General features: G+C 63.6%; 14 protein-coding genes and 1 pseudogene. 14 read left to right on the forward strand and 1 reads right to left on the reverse strand.

Annotated features, from left to right (window positions below):
- Positions 1-172 precede the first annotated feature (172 nt).
- The 14 genes and pseudogenes from AC07Y9_RS28815 to AC07Y9_RS28880 all read left to right on the forward strand — a co-directional run bounded on the left by AC07Y9_RS28815 (position 173) and on the right by AC07Y9_RS28880 (position 18929).
- Positions 173-1837, forward strand: a complete 1665-nt coding sequence (locus AC07Y9_RS28815) for a response regulator (RefSeq protein WP_007921641.1) — start codon at positions 173-175, stop codon at positions 1835-1837.
- A gap of 1510 nt (positions 1838-3347) precedes the next feature.
- Positions 3348-3854 (forward strand): annotated as a pseudogene (locus tag AC07Y9_RS28820) (methyl-accepting chemotaxis protein); the annotation flags it as partial.
- A 157-nt stretch (positions 3855-4011) separates the two neighbouring features.
- Positions 4012-5805 (forward strand): protein-disulfide reductase DsbD, encoded by a 1794-nt coding sequence (locus AC07Y9_RS28825; RefSeq protein WP_102680535.1) that lies wholly within the window; start codon positions 4012-4014, stop codon positions 5803-5805.
- 144 nt (positions 5806-5949) lie between these two features.
- Positions 5950-6405: a type II 3-dehydroquinate dehydratase gene (aroQ, locus tag AC07Y9_RS28830; RefSeq protein ID WP_007921644.1), complete on the forward strand. Its 456-nt coding sequence runs from the start codon at positions 5950-5952 to the stop codon at positions 6403-6405.
- Positions 6406-6429: 24 nt separating this feature from the next.
- Positions 6430-6891: an acetyl-CoA carboxylase biotin carboxyl carrier protein gene (gene accB / locus AC07Y9_RS28835; protein ID WP_007921645.1), complete on the forward strand. Its 462-nt coding sequence runs from the start codon at positions 6430-6432 to the stop codon at positions 6889-6891.
- Between the two features lie 17 nt (positions 6892-6908).
- Positions 6909-8264, forward strand: coding sequence for an acetyl-CoA carboxylase biotin carboxylase subunit (gene accC / locus AC07Y9_RS28840; protein WP_007921646.1), 1356 nt, complete (start codon positions 6909-6911; stop codon positions 8262-8264).
- A gap of 287 nt (positions 8265-8551) precedes the next feature.
- Positions 8552-9430, forward strand: coding sequence for a 50S ribosomal protein L11 methyltransferase (gene prmA / locus AC07Y9_RS28845; RefSeq protein WP_102680536.1), 879 nt, complete (start codon positions 8552-8554; stop codon positions 9428-9430).
- Between the two features lie 30 nt (positions 9431-9460).
- Positions 9461-10699 carry a DUF3426 domain-containing protein gene (locus AC07Y9_RS28850; RefSeq protein ID WP_102680537.1) on the forward strand — a complete coding sequence of 413 codons (1239 nt, stop codon included), beginning with the start codon at positions 9461-9463 and terminating at the stop codon, positions 10697-10699.
- A gap of 196 nt (positions 10700-10895) precedes the next feature.
- Positions 10896-11909 carry a tRNA dihydrouridine synthase DusB gene (dusB, locus tag AC07Y9_RS28855; RefSeq protein ID WP_007921649.1) on the forward strand — a complete coding sequence of 338 codons (1014 nt, stop codon included), beginning with the start codon at positions 10896-10898 and terminating at the stop codon, positions 11907-11909.
- Entirely contained in the window at positions 11906-12226 is a 321-nt protein-coding gene (fis, locus tag AC07Y9_RS28860; protein WP_007921650.1) for a DNA-binding transcriptional regulator Fis, read from the forward strand. The genes dusB and fis overlap by 4 nt, the downstream gene beginning before the upstream one ends.
- An 81-nt stretch (positions 12227-12307) precedes the next feature.
- Positions 12308-13915 (forward strand): bifunctional phosphoribosylaminoimidazolecarboxamide formyltransferase/IMP cyclohydrolase, encoded by a 1608-nt coding sequence (purH, locus tag AC07Y9_RS28865; protein WP_102680538.1) that lies wholly within the window; start codon positions 12308-12310, stop codon positions 13913-13915.
- A gap of 178 nt (positions 13916-14093) precedes the next feature.
- Positions 14094-15389, forward strand: a complete 1296-nt coding sequence (purD, locus tag AC07Y9_RS28870) for a phosphoribosylamine--glycine ligase (protein WP_007921652.1) — start codon at positions 14094-14096, stop codon at positions 15387-15389.
- Positions 15390-15489: 100 nt separating this feature from the next.
- Positions 15490-18273 carry a hybrid sensor histidine kinase/response regulator gene (locus tag AC07Y9_RS28875; protein ID WP_102678274.1) on the forward strand — a complete coding sequence of 928 codons (2784 nt, stop codon included), beginning with the start codon at positions 15490-15492 and terminating at the stop codon, positions 18271-18273.
- A 62-nt stretch (positions 18274-18335) separates the two neighbouring features.
- Entirely contained in the window at positions 18336-18929 is a 594-nt protein-coding gene (locus AC07Y9_RS28880) for a MarC family protein (protein WP_102678275.1), read from the forward strand.
- A gap of 82 nt (positions 18930-19011) precedes the next feature.
- Here AC07Y9_RS28880 and AC07Y9_RS28885 read toward each other — a convergent pair whose 3' ends face one another.
- Positions 19012-19272 carry a hypothetical protein gene (locus tag AC07Y9_RS28885; RefSeq protein WP_009041974.1) on the reverse strand — a complete coding sequence of 87 codons (261 nt, stop codon included), beginning with the start codon at positions 19270-19272 and terminating at the stop codon, positions 19012-19014.
- Between the last annotated feature and the right edge of the window lie 568 nt (positions 19273-19840).

Here is a 19840-nt window from a genome sequence, read left to right on the forward strand (position 1 = left end):
CGAGCGGCCACTATAAATGAAGCACAGTTCAGAACCTATGCGACCAGTCGGTCGGGAACTGAATAAGGTCGCTTTGCAGATTGTTGACGTACGACACTCGTACAATCCATAAGAGGTGCTAGCATAGAGCCACCAGTCGATCTCAGCATGCACCCTAACTAGTAGTCAGGATATGACCGAGCCAGAAGACCCCAGCCGTGAGCGCCTCAAGCACCACTTTGCCCAGCGGGTAATTCACCAGGCTCGTCAGATCCTCGAGATATGGCAGCGCCTGCAGCGCAGCGAATGGTCGACCGCCGACATGTCCGAACTCAGCGAGGCCAACCTGCGCCTGCTGCGTTTCGCCGAACGTTTCGAACAACCCGAACATACCCAGCTGGCGCGCAGCATCAGCGACTCTCTGGAAGCGGTGGACGCCAACCGTGGGCGCCTGAGCAGTGGCCTGATCACCGACCTCAACCGCCTGATGCAACGCCTGTCGCGCACCGGCCTGCGCCATGGCGACCAGTTGGAGCAGACCTTCCTGCCGCCCCTGCGCAAGCCGATCTACGTGATGCTGCAAGACCACGATCGCGGCGAGCGCCTGGCCAAGCAGCTGGAGTTCTTCGGTCTCAGCGCCCAGTCTCTGGACAGCATCGCCGCGTTCCGCTCCTCGATGGTCGAGCGCTTGCCGGCGGCGATCGTCATCGACGTCGACTTCTGCGGCAACGGCATGGGCCTGCAACTGGCCGCCGAAGCCCAGGAAGGCCTGGAGCAGAAGCTGCCCCTGCTGTTCTTCAGCCTCCACGAAACCGACACCCCGACCCGCCTGGCCGCCGTGCGCGCCGGCGGCCAGGAGTTCCTCACCGGCACCCTGGAAGCCTCGAGCCTGCTGGAGAAGATCGAGATCCTCACCTGCGTCGCCCAGTACGAACCTTATAAAGTGCTGATCATCGACGACTCCCGCGCCCAGGCCCTGCACACCGAACGTCTGCTCAACAGTGCCGGGATCATCACCCGGACCCTGATCGAACCGATCCAGGCCATGGCCGAACTGGCCGACTTCCAGCCGGACCTGATCATCCTCGACATGTACATGCCGGCCTGTACCGGCACCGAGCTGGCCAAGGTGATCCGCCATAACGACCGTTATGTCAGCGTGCCGATCATCTACCTGTCGGCCGAAGACGACCTGGACAAGCAGCTGGACGCCATGAGCGAAGGCGGCGACGACTTCCTGACCAAGCCGATCAAGCCGCGCCACCTGATCACCACCGTGCGCAACCGCGCCGCCCGCGCGCGCAACCTCAAGGCGCGCATGGTCCGCGACAGCCTGACCGGGCTGTACAACCACACCCATATCCTGCAACTGCTCGAAGACTGCAGCTTCCGCGCGCGCCGCGAAAACAAGCCGCTGAGCTTCGCCATGCTCGACATCGACCACTTCAAGCGGGTCAACGACAGCCACGGTCACCCCATGGGCGACCGGGTGATCAAGAGCCTGGCGCTGTTTCTCAAGCAACGCCTGCGCAAGACCGACTTCATCGGCCGCTACGGTGGCGAAGAATTCGCCATCGTCATGCCCGACACCGACCTGGAAGCGGCCTGCAAGGTGCTGGATGAAATCCGCCAGCGCTTTGCCGAAATCCATTACCCGGCCCAGCCCCAGGACCTGTGGTGCACCTTCAGCGCCGGAGTGGTCGAACTGCGGGAAGACTCCGACAGCCTGATGATGGCCAGCCAGGCCGACGAAGCGCTCTACCGCGCCAAGGACAGCGGGCGCAACCGGGTCCAGGCAGCGCGCCATCAAAGCGCCACTTTTTCACCAGAATCCACCGATTCGGTCATAACCTTGTAATACAAACGCAATAAGTTCAGGCGCTTACCATTCAAGTCGTTGGTAGGACGCGATGCGCCTGAAGCTGCTGACCAATCTCAATACCCTGCTATTAGTTGCCGTTTGCCTGGCCCTGGGCGCAACGCTCTGGTGGTCGCAACGCGCCCTCGAGCGCCCCTACCTATTGATGGAGCGCTACCTGGGGCTGTCCCAGCAGTTCCAGAACCAGGTGGCACGCAACATCGAGGACTACCTGGCCAGCGGCGACGCCCTGCGCCTGAGCAGCGCCAGCCAGGCCATCGAAACCCAGCAGGCCCAGCTCGACGAACTGCCCGCAGAACTGGCGCAGAGCCTGCGCCCGAGCCTGTCGGGCCTGGCCGAGTTCAGCAAGACCGACCTGCTGGCCGCCGGCAAACTGGCCGGCGATCCGCAAGCGCTGCTGCTGCAGGCCGAGCGCGAGCTGGGGGCCAGCCTCGAACAACTGAGCCAGTACGCGACCGGGGCGGCCAGCAATCCCAGCGCCGCGACCTACCTGCCGTTGCTGCTGACCGCCTCCCAGCACCTGGGCAAGCTGTCCCTGGCCCGCGACAAACTGGTGAGCAGCGGCCGCAGCGAACTGGCCGCCGATGTCGAGCGCGAAGTGAGCAACATGCGCGCCCAGGCCGAGCAGCTGGAAACCCTGCCGTTGCTGGGTGTCGCGGCCAGCAATGCGTCGAACACCGATGACTTCGCGGCCATGATGGGCCTGGAGAACACCGAGAAGGCCGCCGTCGAAGACGCCGGCATCGGCCTCAAGCGCGAACTCAACAGCCTGCTCGGCCGCTACCCCGCCGAGCTGAACCGCACCCGCGAGCAGATCCAGAAACGCGCCGACCTCAGCGCCGCCACGCACCTGAAAATCACCGCCGTGCAGCAGGCCATCGCCGAACTGGAACCGGTCGTGCGCGCCCAGCACGGGCAGATCCAGGGCGAAGTGCGGCTGATGCAGGGCCTGATGATCGGCTTGATCCTGCTGATCGCCCTGCTGATCGACACCTTGCAGCGTCGGCTGGCACGGGTCCTGACCAACCTGGCACCGGCCCTGTCGACCTGGGCCGAAGGCGACTTCAGCCGCGACATCCAGCTGGGCCGGACCAACCGCGAACTGCACGACATCGAAGAATCCCTGAACCGCCTGCGCGCCTACCTGGTGGACCTGGTGGGCACCATCCGGCAGAACGCCGAACAGGTCGCCGGCAGCAGCCGCGCCCTGGCGGAACTGAGCAGTGGCCTGCACGGCGGGGCCGAGCGCCAGGCCGGCGACACCGCGCAGATCCGCGACGCCCTCGGCGAGCTGGAAGCGACCATCCAGCAAGTCGCCGGCGATGCCAGCCAGGCCGCCGATGCCAGCCGCAGTGCCGGAATGGCGGTGGAACAGGGGCAGAAAGTGATCGGCCTGAGCCTGACCGGGTTACATGCCCTGGTCGGCGAAGTGCAAGGCAACGCGCAGATGATCGAACAGCTGGCCGAGGAGTCGGCAACCATCGGCGGCGTGCTCACGGTGATCCGTTCCATTGCCGACCAGACCAACCTGTTGGCCCTGAATGCCGCCATCGAAGCCGCGCGAGCCGGGGAAATGGGCCGCGGTTTTGCCGTGGTCGCCGAAGAGGTGCGCTCCCTGGCCCAACGCACGGCGGGTGCCACCGCCGAGATCCAGACCCTGATCGCCGGCCTGCAGGCCGCCGCCCGGCAATCGGTGGAAGGCATGCGCGCCCAGGTCGAACATGCCGAAGCCACGGCCAGCCAGGCCCAGGCCGCGGACGGCGCGCTGGATGAAATCGTCGGGGCGATCCAGACCATTTCCGACACCGCCATCCGCATCGCCGATGTCACGGCCCAGCAAAGCGGCGCCGTCAGCGAAATCCGCGACCACAGCGAGCGCATCCATCAATTGGGCGGGGATAACCTGCAACGCATCGGCGAAGGCCGCGAACAAGGCGAGAACCTGCTGGCCCTCGGCGGCCAGTTGCACACGGCGGTGCAGGCGTTCCGCGTCTGACTTGAGCCCTATCGCGGGCAAGCCTCGCTCCTACAGACGAAGCGAACCTGTAGGAGCGAGGCTTGCCCGCGATCAAAAGCAACCCAGCCCACCCGCCAGCCTGCGAACCCCACCGCTCTCCGCTATCATGCGCACACCTTCGATTCGCGAGATTGCCATGCGTCGCCTGCTTTGCCTGATGCTGTTTGTGCTTGCCCTGCCGGCGACCGCCGCCGGGTTGCTGGACAGCCGCCCCAGTTCAACCCTGGGCTCGATCAATAACAGCGCCGACTTCCTGCCGGTGCGCGAAGCGTTCCAACTGAGCCTGCTGCAAAGCACGCCGCAGTCGATCAAGCTGCGTTTCGTCGCCACCGAGGGTTACTACCTCTATCGCCACCGCTTCCAGTTCCGCGCCGAGCCCGCCGATATCACCCTGGGTGCCGCCCAACTGCCCAAGGGCGAACAGAAACACGATGAGTTTTTCGGTGACGTCGAGGTCTACCACGGCATTGTCGATGTCGAACTGCCGCGCAGCGCCACGGACCAACGAGGCTTCACCCTGGCCGTGACCTACCAGGGCTGCGCCGACAAGGGCCTGTGTTATCCACCGGAAACCGAGCGTTTGCAGATCGATGGCGCGGCCTCTTCGGCCAATGCCTCAAGTGCCGGCGGCCCCGCTACCGATAATGGGAAAACCGCCTGGAGCTGGCGCGAACTGGCGCTGTTCTTCCTGGCCGGCATCGGCCTGACCTTCACCCCCTGCGTCCTGCCGATGCTGCCGATCCTGTCCGGCGTGGTCCTCAAGGGCCAGGTCGGCGGCTGGCGCGGCTTCAATCTGTCGCTCGCCTATGTGTTGCCGATGGCCGCCTGTTTCGCCCTGCTCGGCGCCTTGATGGGGCTGTTCGGCGCCCAGCTCAATTTGCAGGCACGCCTGCAATCGGCCTGGGTGCTGGTGCCCTTTGCGTTGTTCTTCGTCGTGTTCGCCCTGGCGATGTTCGATGTCTTCGAACTCAAGCTTCCGCGTTTTGTCAGCCAGCGCCTGGAACGCATTGCCGGGCGTACCGAAGGTGGCTCGCTATGGGGCGCGGCGATTCTCGGGGTGGTGTCCAGCCTGCTGGTATCGCCCTGCGTTTCGGCGCCGCTGGCGGGCGCCCTGCTGTATATCAGCGCCAGCGGCGACGCCCTGGGCGGCGCCCTGAAACTGTTCGCCCTGGGCCTGGGCATGGGCGCGCCGCTGTTGCTGGTGGCCACCGGCGGCGCGGCCTGGCTGCCGAAAAGCGGGCCATGGCTGGTCTACGTGAAAAACGCCATTGGCGTGCTGTTGCTCGGCCTGGCGATCGGCCTGCTGAGCCGGGTCTTGCCGGGCCAGGTCAGCCTGTTGCTGATTGGCGCGCTGGCGGCCGGTGTCGGCCTGTTTCTCGGAGCCCTGGAGTTTGTCTACAAGGCGCCGCGCGCGCGCCTGGCGCAGCTGTGCGGGCTGTTCCTGCTGTTTTATGCCCTGGCCTGCTGGTACGGCGCATTCAGCGGCCAGACCGATCCGTTCAGCCCGCTCGCCCGCCCACCGGTCGCGGCCACCAGCAACAGCGCCGGGCAAACCAGCGCCGGCCAGTGGCAGACCGTCACCACCCCCGGTGAGCTGGAGCAGGCCCTGGCCGATGCCCGGAATGCCGGTACCCCGCTGCTCCTCGACTGGTACGCCGACTGGTGCATCAGTTGCAAAGTCATCGAACGCGAAGTGCTCAACGACCGCCAGGTCGTCGAACGCCTGCGGGGCTACCGCCTGGTGCGCTTCGATATCACCGCCAGCAACCGCGAACAGCGCGCCCTGCTGGACCGCTACCAACTGTTCGGCCCGCCGGCGCTGATGTTCTTCGGCAAAGATGGCGTCGAACGTGCCGATGTGCGTGTGGTCGGCGAAATCAGCGCCGCGGACTTCGCTGAACGCATTGCTGCAGCAAATGACCGGATTTAGCCAGTTGGTCACATATTTTAGGTAAACATCGGTCATCGTGCTGCCTATTGCAGAGAACTGGACAGTCACAAAGGCTTTGCGGCATAGTCGCCGGGTTCTGATAACCGCACATTCCAATCACTGCGCAATAACAAGGAACGGCAGATGGCGACCCTACTGGTTCTTCACGGACCCAACTTGAACCTGCTCGGCACCCGTGAACCGGGGGTCTACGGTGCAGTCACCCTGGCTGAGATCAACCAGGACCTGGAACGCCGGGCCCGCGAGGCCGGCCATCATTTGCTCTACCTGCAAAGCAACGCCGAGTACGAATTGATCGACCGTATCCACGCCGCCCGCGATGAAGGCGTGGACTTCATTCTGATCAATCCAGCAGCTTTTACGCATACAAGCGTCGCATTACGTGACGCGCTGCTGGCGGTGAGCATCCCATTCATCGAAGTGCATTTGTCTAACGTGCACAAACGCGAACCTTTCCGCCATCACTCCTACTTCTCCGACGTTGCGGTGGGAGTGATCTGCGGCCTTGGCGCCAGCGGTTACCGACTGGCCCTGGAGGCCGCACTAGAGCAGCTTGAACAACAAGCTAAACGCCCCTGACCGACCCTTGGGAGTTGATGATTCATGGATATCCGTAAAGTTAAGAAACTGATCGAACTGCTGGAAGAGTCCGGCATCGACGAGCTCGAGATCAAGGAAGGCGAAGAGTCCGTACGCATCAGCCGTCACAGCAAGACTCCAGCCCAGCAGTACTACGCACCGGCACCGATGGCTGCTCCAGTTGCCGCGCCTGCCGCTGCCGCTCCGGCCGCCGCTGCCGCACCAGCAGCTCCAGCTGCCCCAGCGCTGAACGGCACCGTTGCCCGTTCGCCGATGGTCGGCACCTTCTACCGCAAATCCTCGCCAACCTCGCCAGCCTTCGTTGAAGTCGGCCAGAGCGTGAAGAAAGGCGACACCCTGTGCATCGTCGAAGCCATGAAGATGATGAACCACATCGAAGCTGAAACCAGCGGTGTGATCGAATCCATCCTCGTCGAAGACGGCCAGCCGGTTGAGTACGACCAACCGCTGTTCACCATCGTTTGAACCGCGGAGAGCCAACGATGTCTGCGAAGTTGGAAAAAGTTCTGATCGCCAACCGCGGTGAAATCGCCCTGCGGATTCTGCGTGCCTGCAAAGAGATGGGTATCAAGACCGTCGCCGTTTACTCCAAGGCCGACAAGGAACTGATGCACCTGGGTCTGGCGGACGAATCCGTCTGCATCGGCCCGGCCTCCGCCGCGCACTCCTACCTGCACATTCCGGCGATCATCGCGGCCGCCGAAGTGACCGGCGCCACCGCCATTCACCCAGGCTACGGCTTCCTCGCGGAAAACGCCGACTTCGCCGAGCAGGTCGAGAACTCCGGCTTCGCCTTCATCGGCCCGAAAGCCGAGACCATTCGCCTGATGGGCGACAAGGTATCGGCCAAGCACGCGATGATCGCTGCCGGCGTACCTACGGTTCCCGGTTCCGACGGCCCGCTGCCGGAAGACGAAGAAACCGCGTTGCGCATCGGCCGTGAAGTCGGCTACCCGGTGATCATCAAGGCCGCTGGCGGCGGCGGTGGTCGCGGCATGCGCGTGGTGCATAAAGAAGAAGACCTGATCTCCTCGGCCAAGCTGACCCGCTCCGAAGCGGGCGCGGCGTTCGGCAACCCGATGGTCTACCTGGAGAAGTTCCTGACCAACCCACGCCACGTGGAAGTCCAGGTGCTGTCCGACGGCCAGGGCAACGCGATCCACCTGGGCGACCGCGACTGCTCCCTGCAGCGTCGTCACCAGAAGGTGCTTGAAGAAGCACCGGCTCCGGGCATCGACGAAACCGCGCGCCAGGAAGTCTTCGCCCGCTGCGTCAAGGCGTGCATCGACATCGGCTACCGCGGCGCCGGCACCTTCGAGTTCCTGTACGAGAACGGCCGTTTCTACTTCATCGAGATGAACACTCGCGTGCAGGTAGAGCACCCGGTATCGGAAATGGTCACTGGCGTCGACATCGTCAAGGAGATGCTGAGCATCGCCGCTGGCAACAAGCTGTCGATCTCCCAGAAGGACGTGGTCATTCGTGGCCATGCACTGGAATGCCGGATCAACGCCGAAGACCCGAAAACCTTCATGCCAAGCCCAGGCACGGTCAAGCATTTCCATGCTCCGGGCGGCAATGGCGTGCGCGTCGACTCGCACCTGTACAGCGGTTACGCGGTTCCACCGAACTACGACTCGTTGATCGGCAAGCTGATCACTTACGGGGCAACCCGTGAAGAAGCCATGGCGCGCATGCGCAATGCGCTGGACGAAATCGTGGTCGACGGGATCAAGACCAACATCCCGCTGCACCGCGACCTGACCCGTGACGAAGGCTTCTGCAAAGGTGGCGTGAACATTCACTACCTGGAGCACAAGCTGGCCGGCCAACACTGATCGACACCGCACCAGAACGACAAGGCCGCTTTCGAGCGGCCTTGTCGTTTCTGCCCCTCTTGTAGGAGCAAGCCAGCTCGCGATAGGGCCATCAGCGACAGCGCGCATTTTCCTGGTGTTATGCGGCGCCCTTGCAGGCATCGCGAGCAAGCTCGCTTCTACAGAGAGGCGGTGCGGGCAAGTGGAAATGGCGCCTGGCGTGTCGTTTTCTGCGCCTCGCTCGCGTAAACTTGCGCGCTTCTCGCAGCCCGCTAGGCTGCACATTACATATTTCAAAGGTGCCCGCCATGCCTTGGCTGCAAGTCCGTCTCGCCATCAGCCCAGAACAAGCCGAAACCTACGAAGACGCTTTTCTCGAAGTCGGCGCCGTTTCGGTGACCTTCATGGACGCCGAGGATCAACCGATCTTCGAACCGGAACTCAACACCACCCCGCTGTGGAATCACACTCACCTGCTGGCCCTGTTCGAAGACGGCACCGAGGCCGCCAGCGTGCTGGCCCACCTTGAGCTGCTGACCGGCAGCCCGCTGCCCGAACATCACAGCGAAGTGATCGAAGACCAGGACTGGGAACGCAGCTGGATGGACAACTTCCAGCCGATGCGTTTCGGCCAGCGCCTGTGGATCGTCCCGAGCTGGCACGCCGCTCCCGAGCCGGACGCGGTCAACCTGTTGCTCGATCCGGGCCTGGCCTTCGGCACCGGCACGCACCCGACCACCGCCCTGTGCCTGGAATGGCTCGACGGTCAGGACCTGGAAGGCTGCAACGTGCTGGACTTCGGTTGCGGCTCCGGGATCCTGGCGATCGCCGCCCTGCTGCTGGGCGCCAAACAGGCGGTGGGCACCGACATCGACGTGCAGGCCCTGGAAGCCTCCCGCGACAACGCCGGGCGCAACAACATCGCCGAAGCGCTGTTCCCGCTCTATCTGCCGCAAGACCTGCCGCAGGTCCAGGCGGACGTACTGGTCGCCAACATTCTTGCCGGCCCGCTGGTCGCCCTGGCGCCACAACTGTCCAGCCTGGTCAAGAGCGGCGGACGCCTGGCGTTGTCGGGCATCCTCGCCGAACAGGGTGAGGAAGTCGCTGCCGCCTACGCCCGGGACTTCGACCTGGACCCGATCGCCAACCTCGATGGCTGGGTACGCATCACCGGCCGTCGGCGCTAGAATGGCCGCCTGTATAAACCGGATCGCCGCATGACCGACAGTTTCGTCACCCAGTGTCCGCATTGCCAAACCAGCTTCCGCGTCAGCCACGCCCAGTTGAGCGTGGCCCGGGGCGTGGTGCGCTGCGGCTCGTGCCTGCAGGTGTTCAACGCCGCACGGCAGTTGCTTGAGCAACGCGCTGGCAAGGACGCTGTCGTCACACCTCCCGCACCGGCTGCCCCTGCTGAACCGCTGACCCCGCCGCCACCGCGCGCCATCAGCCAGAAGCAGTGGAGCGCCACCGAGCTCGACCTGGACAGCCTCGACCTGGACGAGGAACTGGCCAAGCTCGAACAGCGGGAAATCCAGCCGACCAAGGCCTTCGGCCAGGAACGCGCCTCCAGGGAAGACGCCCTCAGCGCCCGCCGCGACCAGCCGGATGCCGAAGAGGAACACTGGCCCGACAGCCTGTTCAGCCAGCCACCAGCCACCAGCGGCGACCTGGACGAAAAACCTGAGCAGCCGCCCGTCGACGCCGGCCGCTCCGGGCGTACCGAACCGTCGCTGTCCTTCAACCTGGACGATCTGGAAGACGAACCCAAGGCGCCCTCCCTGCTCCTGGACGACGACCTGGAGCCCACGCCAGCGCACGGCTCCCTGAAGGCCGACGAGCCCGATGAGATCGAGCCGCCAGCCAGCCCGGCGCCACGCAACAAGCGTGGGCGCGCCGAGCCCGAGGCGCCGGACGCCGTGCTGCTGGACCTGGAAGACGACCCGATCCAGCTGGACTGGCAAAAACGCCGCTCGCCCTGGGGCCGCCGCCTGCTCTGGAGCCTGTTGATCCTGCTGGCCGCCGCCGGCCTGGCGGGCCAGTACATCGCCTATCACTTCGACGAACTGGCGCGCCAGGACCAGTACCGCCCCTGGTTCCAGCAGTTTTGCCCGGAACTGGGCTGTACGGTGCCCTCGAAGGTCGATATCGGCCGCATCAAAAGCAGCAACCTGGTGGTGCGCAGCCACCCGGACTTCAGCGGCGCCCTGGTGGTGGATGCGATCATCTACAACCGCGCGCCGTTCTCCCAGCCCTTCCCGCTGCTGGAACTGCGTTTCGCCGACCTCAACGGCCATCTGATCGCCAGTCGTCGCTTCAAACCCGGCGAATACGTCAAGGGTGAGCTCGAAGGGGTGTCGGAGATGCCGCCGCAGACACCGATCCATATCGCGCTGGACATCCTCGATCCGGGCCCCAAGGCCGTCAACTACAGCCTAAGCTTTCACTCGCCCGAGTAAGGCGCGCCATCCGAGCAAAGGCCGCCCGGGATTGACGGCGGTTTTCTGACTGCTGCCCAGCGGACCAAACCGTTGGCAATAACAGAATAACTGTTCAGATTTTATCCAATTCAGCCTTTATCCAGTCATCGAGAGCGGGTATCATGCCAACCCTTTTTCGAACTCTCATGATCCGGCCCCACAACAGGGAAGTCCTATGTCGGCGGTACGCATCGGCCCATATACATTGCACAACGGCTTGATTCTCGCCCCCATGGCGGGCGTCACCGACCAGCCCTTTCGTCAGCTTTGCAAGCGGCTGGGTGCAGGCCTTGTAGTCTCGGAAATGGTCACCAGCGACATGAGTTTGTGGAACAGTCGCAAATCGCGCCTGCGCATGATCCACGAGGGCGATCCCGAGCCGCGCTCGGTACAGATCGCCGGTGGCGATGCACAGATGCTGGCGGATGCCGCCCGCGCCAACGTCGAGTTGGGCGCACAGATTATTGATATCAACATGGGTTGCCCGGCGAAGAAGGTCTGCAACAAGGCCGCCGGCTCCGCGTTACTGAAAGATGAAGATCTGGTGAACGAGATCCTGCAGGCCGTGGTGGCCGCAGTCGATGTGCCGGTCACCCTGAAGATCCGTACCGGCTGGGACCGGGCGAACAAGAACGGCCTGACGGTGGCGAAGATCGCCGAACAGGCAGGCATCACGGCATTGGCGGTCCATGGCCGGACCCGGGCCGACCTGTACACGGGCGTTGCCGAGTACGACACCATCGCTGCGATCAAGCAGGCGGTGTCGATCCCGGTCTTCGCCAACGGCGATATCGACTCGCCCGAGAAGGCCCGCTACGTCCTCGACGCTACCGGTGCCGACGGGCTGTTGATTGGCCGGGCCGCTCAGGGGCGGCCATGGATTTTTCGTGAAATCGAACATTTTCTGCGTACCGGTCAAACCCTGCCGGCACCTGAACTGTTCGAAGTGGAACGTATTCTGCTTGAGCATCTGGCCGCGCTGCATGCCTTCTATGGCGATGTCATGGGCGTACGCATTGCTCGCAAGCATGTGGGCTGGTATCTCGCAACTCTGCCGGGCGCCAGGGAGTTTCGCGCCCACTTCAATCGTTTGGAAGATACGGAAGCACAGTGCGCCAACGTTCGTGAGTTCTTTGCCGAGCGTTACAAGAGCCTGGTGACAGGGGACGGAGAAGGGGTGGCCGCATGACGATGATGACCGAGACTTTAGTGAGTGGAACAGCACCCGTGAGCGACAACGTGAATTTGAAACAGCACCTCAATACGCCGAGCGAAGAAGGCCAGACCCTTCGCGGGAGTGTCGAGAAGGCGCTGCACAATTATTTCGCCCACCTTGAGGGCGCGGCCGTCACGGACGTGTACAACCTGGTGCTCTCCGAAGTCGAGGCTCCTTTGCTCGAAAGCGTGATGAACTACGTCAAGGGCAACCAGACCAAGGCCAGCGAGCTGCTCGGTCTGAACCGCGGCACCCTGCGCAAGAAACTCAAGCAGTACGATTTGCTGTAAGCATTCAATCAAACCAGAAAGGCGCCCGCGTAAAACCGGTCGCCTTTTTTGCTGACTCCTTTGCTTTTGATGGAAATTGAGATGACCGACCAGACTACCCGCCTGCCGATCCGCCGCGCCTTGATCAGTGTTTCCGACAAGACCGGGATCCTCGAATTCGCCAAGGAGCTGGAAGCCCTGGGCGTGGAGATCCTCTCCACCGGCGGGACCTTCAAACTGCTGCAGGACAACGGCGTGGCCGCAGTGGAAGTCGCGGATTACACCGGTTTCGCGGAAATGATGGACGGCCGGGTGAAGACCCTGCACCCGAAAATCCACGGCGGTATCCTCGGTCGTCGCGGTATCGACGACGCCATCATGAATGAGCACGGCATCAAGCCGATCGATCTGGTAGCGGTCAACCTCTACCCGTTCGAAGCCACCATCTCCAAGCCGGGCTGCGACCTGCCGACCGCCATCGAGAACATCGACATCGGTGGCCCGACCATGGTCCGCTCGGCGGCCAAGAACCACAAAGACGTGGCCATCGTGGTCAACGCCAGCGACTACGGCCAGGTGCTGGAAAGCCTCAAGGCCGGCGGCCTGACCTACGCCCAGCGTTTCGACCTGATGCTCAAGGCCTTCGAACACACCGCGGCCTATGACGGCATGATCGCCAACTACATGGGCACCGTGAACCAGGCGGCCGAAACCCTCTCGACCTCCGGCCGCAGCGAATTCCCGCGCACCTTCAACAGCCAGTTCATCAAGGCCCAGGAAATGCGCTACGGCGAGAACCCGCACCAGAGCGCGGCGTTCTACGTGGAAGCCAAGCCTGCCGAAGTCGGCATCGCCACCGCCACCCAGCTGCAAGGCAAGGAACTGTCGTACAACAACGTGGCCGACACCGACGCCGCGCTGGAATGCGTGAAGAGCTTCGTCAAGCCGGCCTGTGTGATCGTCAAGCACGCCAACCCGTGCGGCGTGGCCGTGAGCCCGGACGCCGAAGGCGGTATCCGCCAGGCCTACGAACTGGCCTACGCCACCGACACCGAATCGGCCTTCGGCGGCATCATCGCCTTCAACCGCGAACTGGACGCCGAGACCGCCAAGGCCATCGTCGAGCGTCAGTTCGTTGAAGTGATCATTGCCCCTTCGGTCAGCGACGAAGCCCGTGCCATTGTTGCCGCGAAAGCCAACGTGCGCCTGCTGGCCTGCGGCGAGTGGTCGGCAGACCGCGTTCCGGCCTGGGACTACAAGCGCGTCAATGGTGGCCTGCTGGTGCAGAGCCGCGACATCGGCATGATCGGCGCCGACGACCTGAAAGTGGTGACCAAGCGCGCCCCGACCGAACAGGAAATCCACGACCTGATCTTCGCCTGGAAAGTGGCCAAGTTCGTCAAGTCCAACGCTATTGTCTACGCCAAGAACCGTCAGACCATCGGCGTCGGCGCCGGCCAGATGAGCCGCGTGAACTCCGCCCGTATCGCCGCGATCAAGGCTGAACACGCCGGCCTGCAAGTGCAGGGCGCGGTCATGGCGTCCGATGCGTTCTTCCCGTTCCGCGACGGCATCGACAACGCGGCCAAGGTCGGCATCACCGCGGTGATCCAGCCAGGCGGCTCGATGCGCGACAACGAAGTGATCGCCGCCGCCGACGAAGCCGGAATCGCGATGGTATTCACCGGAATGCGCCACTTCCGCCACTAAGTATCAATGGGGCGCCACCCTCCCCTGTAGCCGCTGCCGAAGGCTGCGATAAGACCCGAAGGGTCTTCAGCGATCTGAAATCCTGCAACCGCTTCGCGGTTGATCGCAGCCTGGCGGCAGCGGCTACAACGTCAGGCTTGCGCGCTTCCCCAAATTAGCGTCATCCGAGGTTTTTGAAATGAATGTACTGATCATTGGTAGCGGCGGTCGTGAACACGCCCTGGCCTGGAAAGTCGCTCAAGACCCACGGGTCGAGAAAGTCTTCGTTGCCCCAGGCAACGCCGGCACCGCCATCGAAGCCAAGTGCGAGAACGTGGCCATCGACGTATTGGCCCTCGAGCAGCTGGCCGACTTTGCCGAGAAGAACGTGTCCCTGACCATCGTCGGTCCGGAAGTACCGCTGGTGGCTGGTGTGGTCGACCTGTTCCGCTCCCGTGGCCTGGATTGCTTCGGTCCGACCGCTGGCGCGGCCCAGCTGGAAGGCTCGAAAGCCTTCACCAAGGATTTCCTGGCGCGCCACAAGATCCCGACCGCCGACTACCAGAACTTCACCGAGATCGAGCCGGCCCTGGCCTATCTGCGGGAAAAAGGCGCGCCGATCGTGATCAAGGCCGACGGCCTGGCCGCCGGTAAAGGCGTGATCGTCGCCATGACCCTGAGCGAGGCCGAAGACGCCGTGCGCGACATGCTGGCCGGCAATGCCTTCGGCGACGCCGGTTCGCGCGTGGTGATCGAAGAGTTCCTCGACGGCGAGGAAGCCAGCTTCATCGTCATGGTCGACGGCAAGAACGTGCTGCCCATGGCCACCAGCCAGGACCACAAACGCGTCGGCGACGGCGACAGCGGCCCGAACACCGGCGGCATGGGGGCCTACTCCCCTGCCCCGGTGGTCACCGCCGACGTGCACCAGCGCGTGATGGACCAGGTGATCTGGCCGACCGTGCGCGGCATGGCCGACGAAGGCAACGTCTACACCGGTTTCCTGTACGCCGGCCTGATGATCGACAAGGCCGGCAACCCGAAAGTCATCGAGTTCAACTGCCGCTTCGGCGATCCGGAAACCCAACCGGTGATGCTGCGCCTGCAATCGAGCCTGGTGCTGCTGGTCGAGGCCGCCCTGGCCCAGGCGCTGGACAAGGTCGAAGCGCAATGGGATCCACGTCCGAGCCTGGGCATCGTCCTGGCCGCTGGCGGCTATCCTGGTGACTACGCCAAAGGCGCGGTGATCGAAGGCCTGGACGCGGCCGCCAAACTGGAAGGCAAAGTCTTCCACGCCGGCACCGCGCTCAAGGACGGTCAGGTGGTAACCTCCGGCGGCCGCGTGCTCTGCGCCACCGCCCTGGGCGAAAGCGTGGGTGCCGCGCAGCAGCAGGCCTACCAACTGGCAGCTAAGATCGATTGGCAAGGCTGCTTCTACCGCAAAGACATCGGTTACCGGGCCATTGCCCGCGAGCGTGGCGAAAGTCAGGAGTAATCCTGTCTTCCTGTCCGGCAAGGGCCCCCAGGCCCTTGCCGGACGGCTCCAGCGCCGCGCATAGTTATAATCTGGCATCAACCTACGAAGGGATTTCGCCGTGCGCTGGCTCAGGACTGCCATAGGTTTCACCGTCACTCTGCTGACCCTGCTCTGCTTGATCCCGGCCCAGGCCGCACAAGGCAGTAACTGGGCCGTTTTGCTCGATGAACAGGCCGACCTGCAACTGAGCGATATCCGCTCCCCGCGCTACACCAATCAATTCAGCCCGATCGAACTGGAACGCATCACCGCCGCCGAACCCGGAGGCGCGTTATGGCTGCGTTTCAAACTGCAACCGGGCAAGCACGAACAACTGCTGCGGATCTTCGCGCCCGACCTGTCACGCCTGGACATGTATGTGCTGGACGGCGACAACCTGGTTGAGCAACTGACCTCCGGCACCCAGCAGCCCCAGGCCGAACGGCCTTTGCCCAGCAGCGACTTCATGCTGCCGCTGCCGCAGAACCAGAAGACCCTCGATGTCTACCTGCGCCTGGTCTCCGACCATCAGTTGCGCCCTTACATCACCCTGCAACCGGCGGTCATGACCGCGGCCAATCAAGGCCAGAGCGTGCTGTACGGCCTGCTGTTCGGCTGCATGGGCATGCTGATGCTGCACAACCTGGTGCGCTACGCCTACACCCGTTCGCGCAGCAGCCTGTGGCTGGCGTCCTGCGAAGCCCTGGTGATGCTCAGCCTGGCACTGATGCTCAACCTGTTCGGCCCCTGGCTGCCGGACTGGCACGCGATACAGACCCCAGGCGCCTACCTGGCGCTGTTGCTGACCACCCCTTGCGGGCTGATGTTCGTCTATCGCTTTTTTGCCCCGCTGGGCCCGCACCCGCTGAACAAGCTGCTGCTGGTCGACATCCTGATGGTCGGCCTGTGCAGCCTGTTGCTGCTGTTCGTCGATTCACTCCCGCTGAACCTCATCACCTACGGCCTGGTGGCCCTGGTCGGCCTGAGCATGCTGTTCATCGCCGGTTATCACTGGCACAAAGGCTACCGCCCGGCGCGCTACTTCGTGGCCGGCATGGGCATCTTCAACATCGGCGCGCTGATCGTGCTGCCGGCGCTGCTGGGGCTGACCATGGTCGCGCCCCAGGGCCTGATCGTCACCTTGCTGGTGACCATGTGCCTGAGCGGGTGGGCGATGAGCATCGCCCTGGGTGAGCGCCAGCGCAGCATCACCGAGAACGAGTTCAGCGTCAGCCGCGACCTCGCCGCCAGCAACGCCGAGGTCAATGCCAAGGCCGAGTTCCTGGCCAAGATCAGCCACGAGATCCGCACACCGATGAACGGCGTGCTGGGCATGACCGAGCTGCTGCTGGGCACACCACTGTCGGTCAAGCAACGCGACTACGTGCAGACCATCCACAGCGCCGGCAACGAGCTGCTGACCCTGATCAACGAGATCCTCGACATCTCCAAGCTCGAGTCCGGGCAGATCGAGCTGGACGACGTGCAGTTCGACCTCAATGCACTGATCGAGGACTGCCTGAGTATTTTCCGCGCCAAGGCCGAGCAGCAGAACGTCGAGCTGATCAGCTTCATCCAGCCGCAGGTGCCACGCGTGATCAGCGGTGATCCGACGCGCTTGCGCCAGGCCATGCTCAGCCTGTTGGAAAACGCCCTGAAGAAGACCGACGAAGGCGAGGTCCTGGTGGTGGTCGCGCTGGACGAGCGCACCAGCAAACCGCGCCTGCGCATCGCCGTGCAGGACAGCGGCCAGCCGATGGAAGCCGAAGAGCGCGATGCCCTGCTGCATTCGGAACTGCACAGCAAGAACTTCCTCGCCAGCACCCGCCTGGGCGGCAATCTCGGCCTGGTCATCGCCCGCCAGCTGATCCTGCTGATGCATGGCGAGTTCGGGGTCAAGACCAGCGCCAACCAGGGCAGCACCCTGTGGCTGACCCTGCCGCTGGACCCTGAGCGCCTGGAACATCCGACGTCCGACCTGGATGGCCCGCTGCAAGGCGCGCGGGTGCTGGTGGTGGACGACAACGACACCTGCCGCAAGGTCCTGGTGCAGCAATGCAGCGCCTGGGGCCTGAACGTCAGCGCCGTGCCTTCGGGCAAGGAAGCCCTGGCCCTGCTGCGCACCAAGGCGCACCTGCGCGACTACTTCGATGTGGTGCTGCTCGACCAGAACATGCCCGGCATGACCGGCATGCAACTGGCGGCCAAGATCAAGGAAGACCCGAGCCTGAACCACGACATCCTGCTGATCATGCTCACCGGCATCAGCAACGCGCCGAGCAAGGTCATCGCGCGCAACGCCGGGGTCAAGCGCATCCTCGCCAAACCGGTGGCCGGCTACACCCTCAAGACCACCCTGGCCGACGAGCTGACCCAGCGCAACAAGGGCCAACTGGTCCCCCATCAGCCTCATTCGCTGAGCGGGGTTCCAGTGCCGGTCAAGGTGCCGAGCGACTTCCGCATCCTGGTCGCCGAGGACAACAGCATCTCCACCAAGGTGATTCGCGGCATGCTCGGCAAGCTCAACCTGCAGCCCGATACCGCGAGCAACGGCGAAGAAGCCCTGCAAGCGATGAAGGCCCAGCGCTACGACCTGGTGCTGATGGACTGCGAAATGCCGATCCTCGACGGTTTCTCCGCCACCCAGCAGCTGCGGGCCTGGGAAGTCGGCAACCAGCGCGTGCGCACGCCAGTGGTGGCACTGACCGCGCACATCCTTACCGAGCACAAGGAACGCGCGCGGCAGGCCGGCATGGACGGGCACATGGCCAAGCCGGTGGAACTGTCGCAACTGCGCGAACTGATCGAACACTGGGTGGCGCAGCGCGATCAGCAGAACCGCACCACGGCGCAACCGTCCTGAGCCGACAGTCCGGCAAACGCCTGTTAAACTCCGCTCGCCCTCCCTCGCTGTGAGTTTGCGCCATGCTCCATGTGCTGTTCAGCGTGTACCTGAAGATGCTGGTGCTCTACAGCCCCTTCTTCGTCCTGTCCTGCTTCATCAGCCTGACTCGCGGCTACTCCAGCAAGGAGCGTCGGCGCCTGGCGTGGAACGTCGCCCTGGCGACCCTGGCCTCCAGCGTGCTGCTGTATCTGTTCGGACGGGTGATCTTCAATGTGTTCGGCATCACCGTGGACGCCTTCCGCATCAGCGCCGGTAGCGTGCTTTTCATCTCGGCGCTGGGCATGGCCCAGGGCAAGTCAGCGATCCAGACCGACAACGTGCAGCAGGACGTGACCATAGTGCCCTTGACCATCCCCCTGACCGTCGGCCCTGGCACCATCGGCGCCCTGCTGGTGATGGGCGTCAGCCAGCCGCACTGGGACGACAAACTCACCGCGATCCTCAGCATCGCCCTGGCCAGCTTCACGGTCGGCGTGGTGCTCTACCTGTCCAACCGCATCGAACGCATCCTCGGCGAGCAAGGCTTGCAGATCGTCAGCCGACTGATGGGCCTGTTCGTCTGCGCCCTGGCGGCGCAGATCATCTTTACCGGGGTCAAGGGGTATCTGGGGTAGAGGCAGCGGCAAGCTACAAGCGGCAAGAACAAGCAGGCTCACTGGGGACAGTGAGCCTGGGCTTTTTCCGGGGTGGGATTTTTTACGCCTGCAGTTGCCACTGCAAGGCATCCAGCGCGTCGCAGCCGTCTTGCAGCAACAGGTGGGCGGCGTTGACGAAGTGAATCAGATCCTGATCGCCCACGCCTTTGACACTCAGGCAATTGAGGCTATGCATCAAATCCCGCGAAGCCTTGATGCGCTGTACCGCGCCGCCATGCAGATCGGCTGCGGGCGCGTTGCGGTCGAGGTGGAAAATTGGGGTGGGGGTGAGATTGCTTTGTAGGGGGATGAAGTCCGTCATGGTCATAGCTCCTTAGTTGCATAAAGAGCTGCCACTCTTTGCGGCTAAACAAATGGGAGGCAGCTGTGCGAGGGTTAGCCGACCAGGGATGGAGCTATGAACATTCCCCGGCACACCCAAAGGTGTCCCGCGCACAGCCACCATAAAGGATGCCGCGCAACCAAAAGCGCCAGCATGGTAATGGATGGCGCTTAAGCGTTCATAGCCCCACATTTCGACCGGCTAAGATCGGCCGCCGATGCGTCGGCGACCGGGCAACTATGGCTTCGCAAAAAACCAGCGACAACCCTCAATGTGTTGCCATTCTTTCCCTCTGACGGCCCCCACACTTCCTGTAGCCGCTGCCGAGCCCGCGAGGCTGCGATAGGACCGAAGGTCCTCCAGCGGTTTCAAAATCCCTGCGCCCCCTGCGGGGTCGATCGCAGCCTCGCAGGCTCGGCAGCGGCTACAAAATTTAGCGCCGACCGGTAAGTCGCGCCCGGCTTTTGATCTTGATCTACCCGCCCCATCGGGAGGCCGAGTGGAGGTGTTCATCAGGGGGATGGCGCGCAGCGCCCCTCGACGCAGT

This window comes from Pseudomonas sp. GW456-L12, from assembly GCF_059424045.1.

What these genes read in the sequence shown, in the direction of transcription:
- purD (WP_007921652.1), top strand. Translation starts at nt 14,094, where the DNA reads ATGAATGTACTGATCATTGGTAGCGGCGGTCGTGAACACGCCCTGGCC.
- accC (WP_007921646.1), top strand. Translation starts at nt 6,909, where the DNA reads ATGTCTGCGAAGTTGGAAAAAGTTCTGATCGCCAACCGCGGTGAAATC.
- AC07Y9_RS28885 (WP_009041974.1), bottom strand. Translation starts at nt 19,272, where the DNA reads ATGACGGACTTCATCCCCCTACAAAGCAATCTCACCCCCACCCCAATT.
- dusB (WP_007921649.1), top strand. Translation starts at nt 10,896, where the DNA reads ATGTCGGCGGTACGCATCGGCCCATATACATTGCACAACGGCTTGATT.
- purH (WP_102680538.1), top strand. Translation starts at nt 12,308, where the DNA reads ATGACCGACCAGACTACCCGCCTGCCGATCCGCCGCGCCTTGATCAGT.
- AC07Y9_RS28825 (WP_102680535.1), top strand. Translation starts at nt 4,012, where the DNA reads ATGCGTCGCCTGCTTTGCCTGATGCTGTTTGTGCTTGCCCTGCCGGCG.
- accB (WP_007921645.1), top strand. Translation starts at nt 6,430, where the DNA reads ATGGATATCCGTAAAGTTAAGAAACTGATCGAACTGCTGGAAGAGTCC.
- AC07Y9_RS28815 (WP_007921641.1), top strand. Translation starts at nt 173, where the DNA reads ATGACCGAGCCAGAAGACCCCAGCCGTGAGCGCCTCAAGCACCACTTT.
- aroQ (WP_007921644.1), top strand. Translation starts at nt 5,950, where the DNA reads ATGGCGACCCTACTGGTTCTTCACGGACCCAACTTGAACCTGCTCGGC.
- prmA (WP_102680536.1), top strand. Translation starts at nt 8,552, where the DNA reads ATGCCTTGGCTGCAAGTCCGTCTCGCCATCAGCCCAGAACAAGCCGAA.
- AC07Y9_RS28880 (WP_102678275.1), top strand. Translation starts at nt 18,336, where the DNA reads ATGCTCCATGTGCTGTTCAGCGTGTACCTGAAGATGCTGGTGCTCTAC.
- fis (WP_007921650.1), top strand. Translation starts at nt 11,906, where the DNA reads ATGACGATGATGACCGAGACTTTAGTGAGTGGAACAGCACCCGTGAGC.
- AC07Y9_RS28850 (WP_102680537.1), top strand. Translation starts at nt 9,461, where the DNA reads ATGACCGACAGTTTCGTCACCCAGTGTCCGCATTGCCAAACCAGCTTC.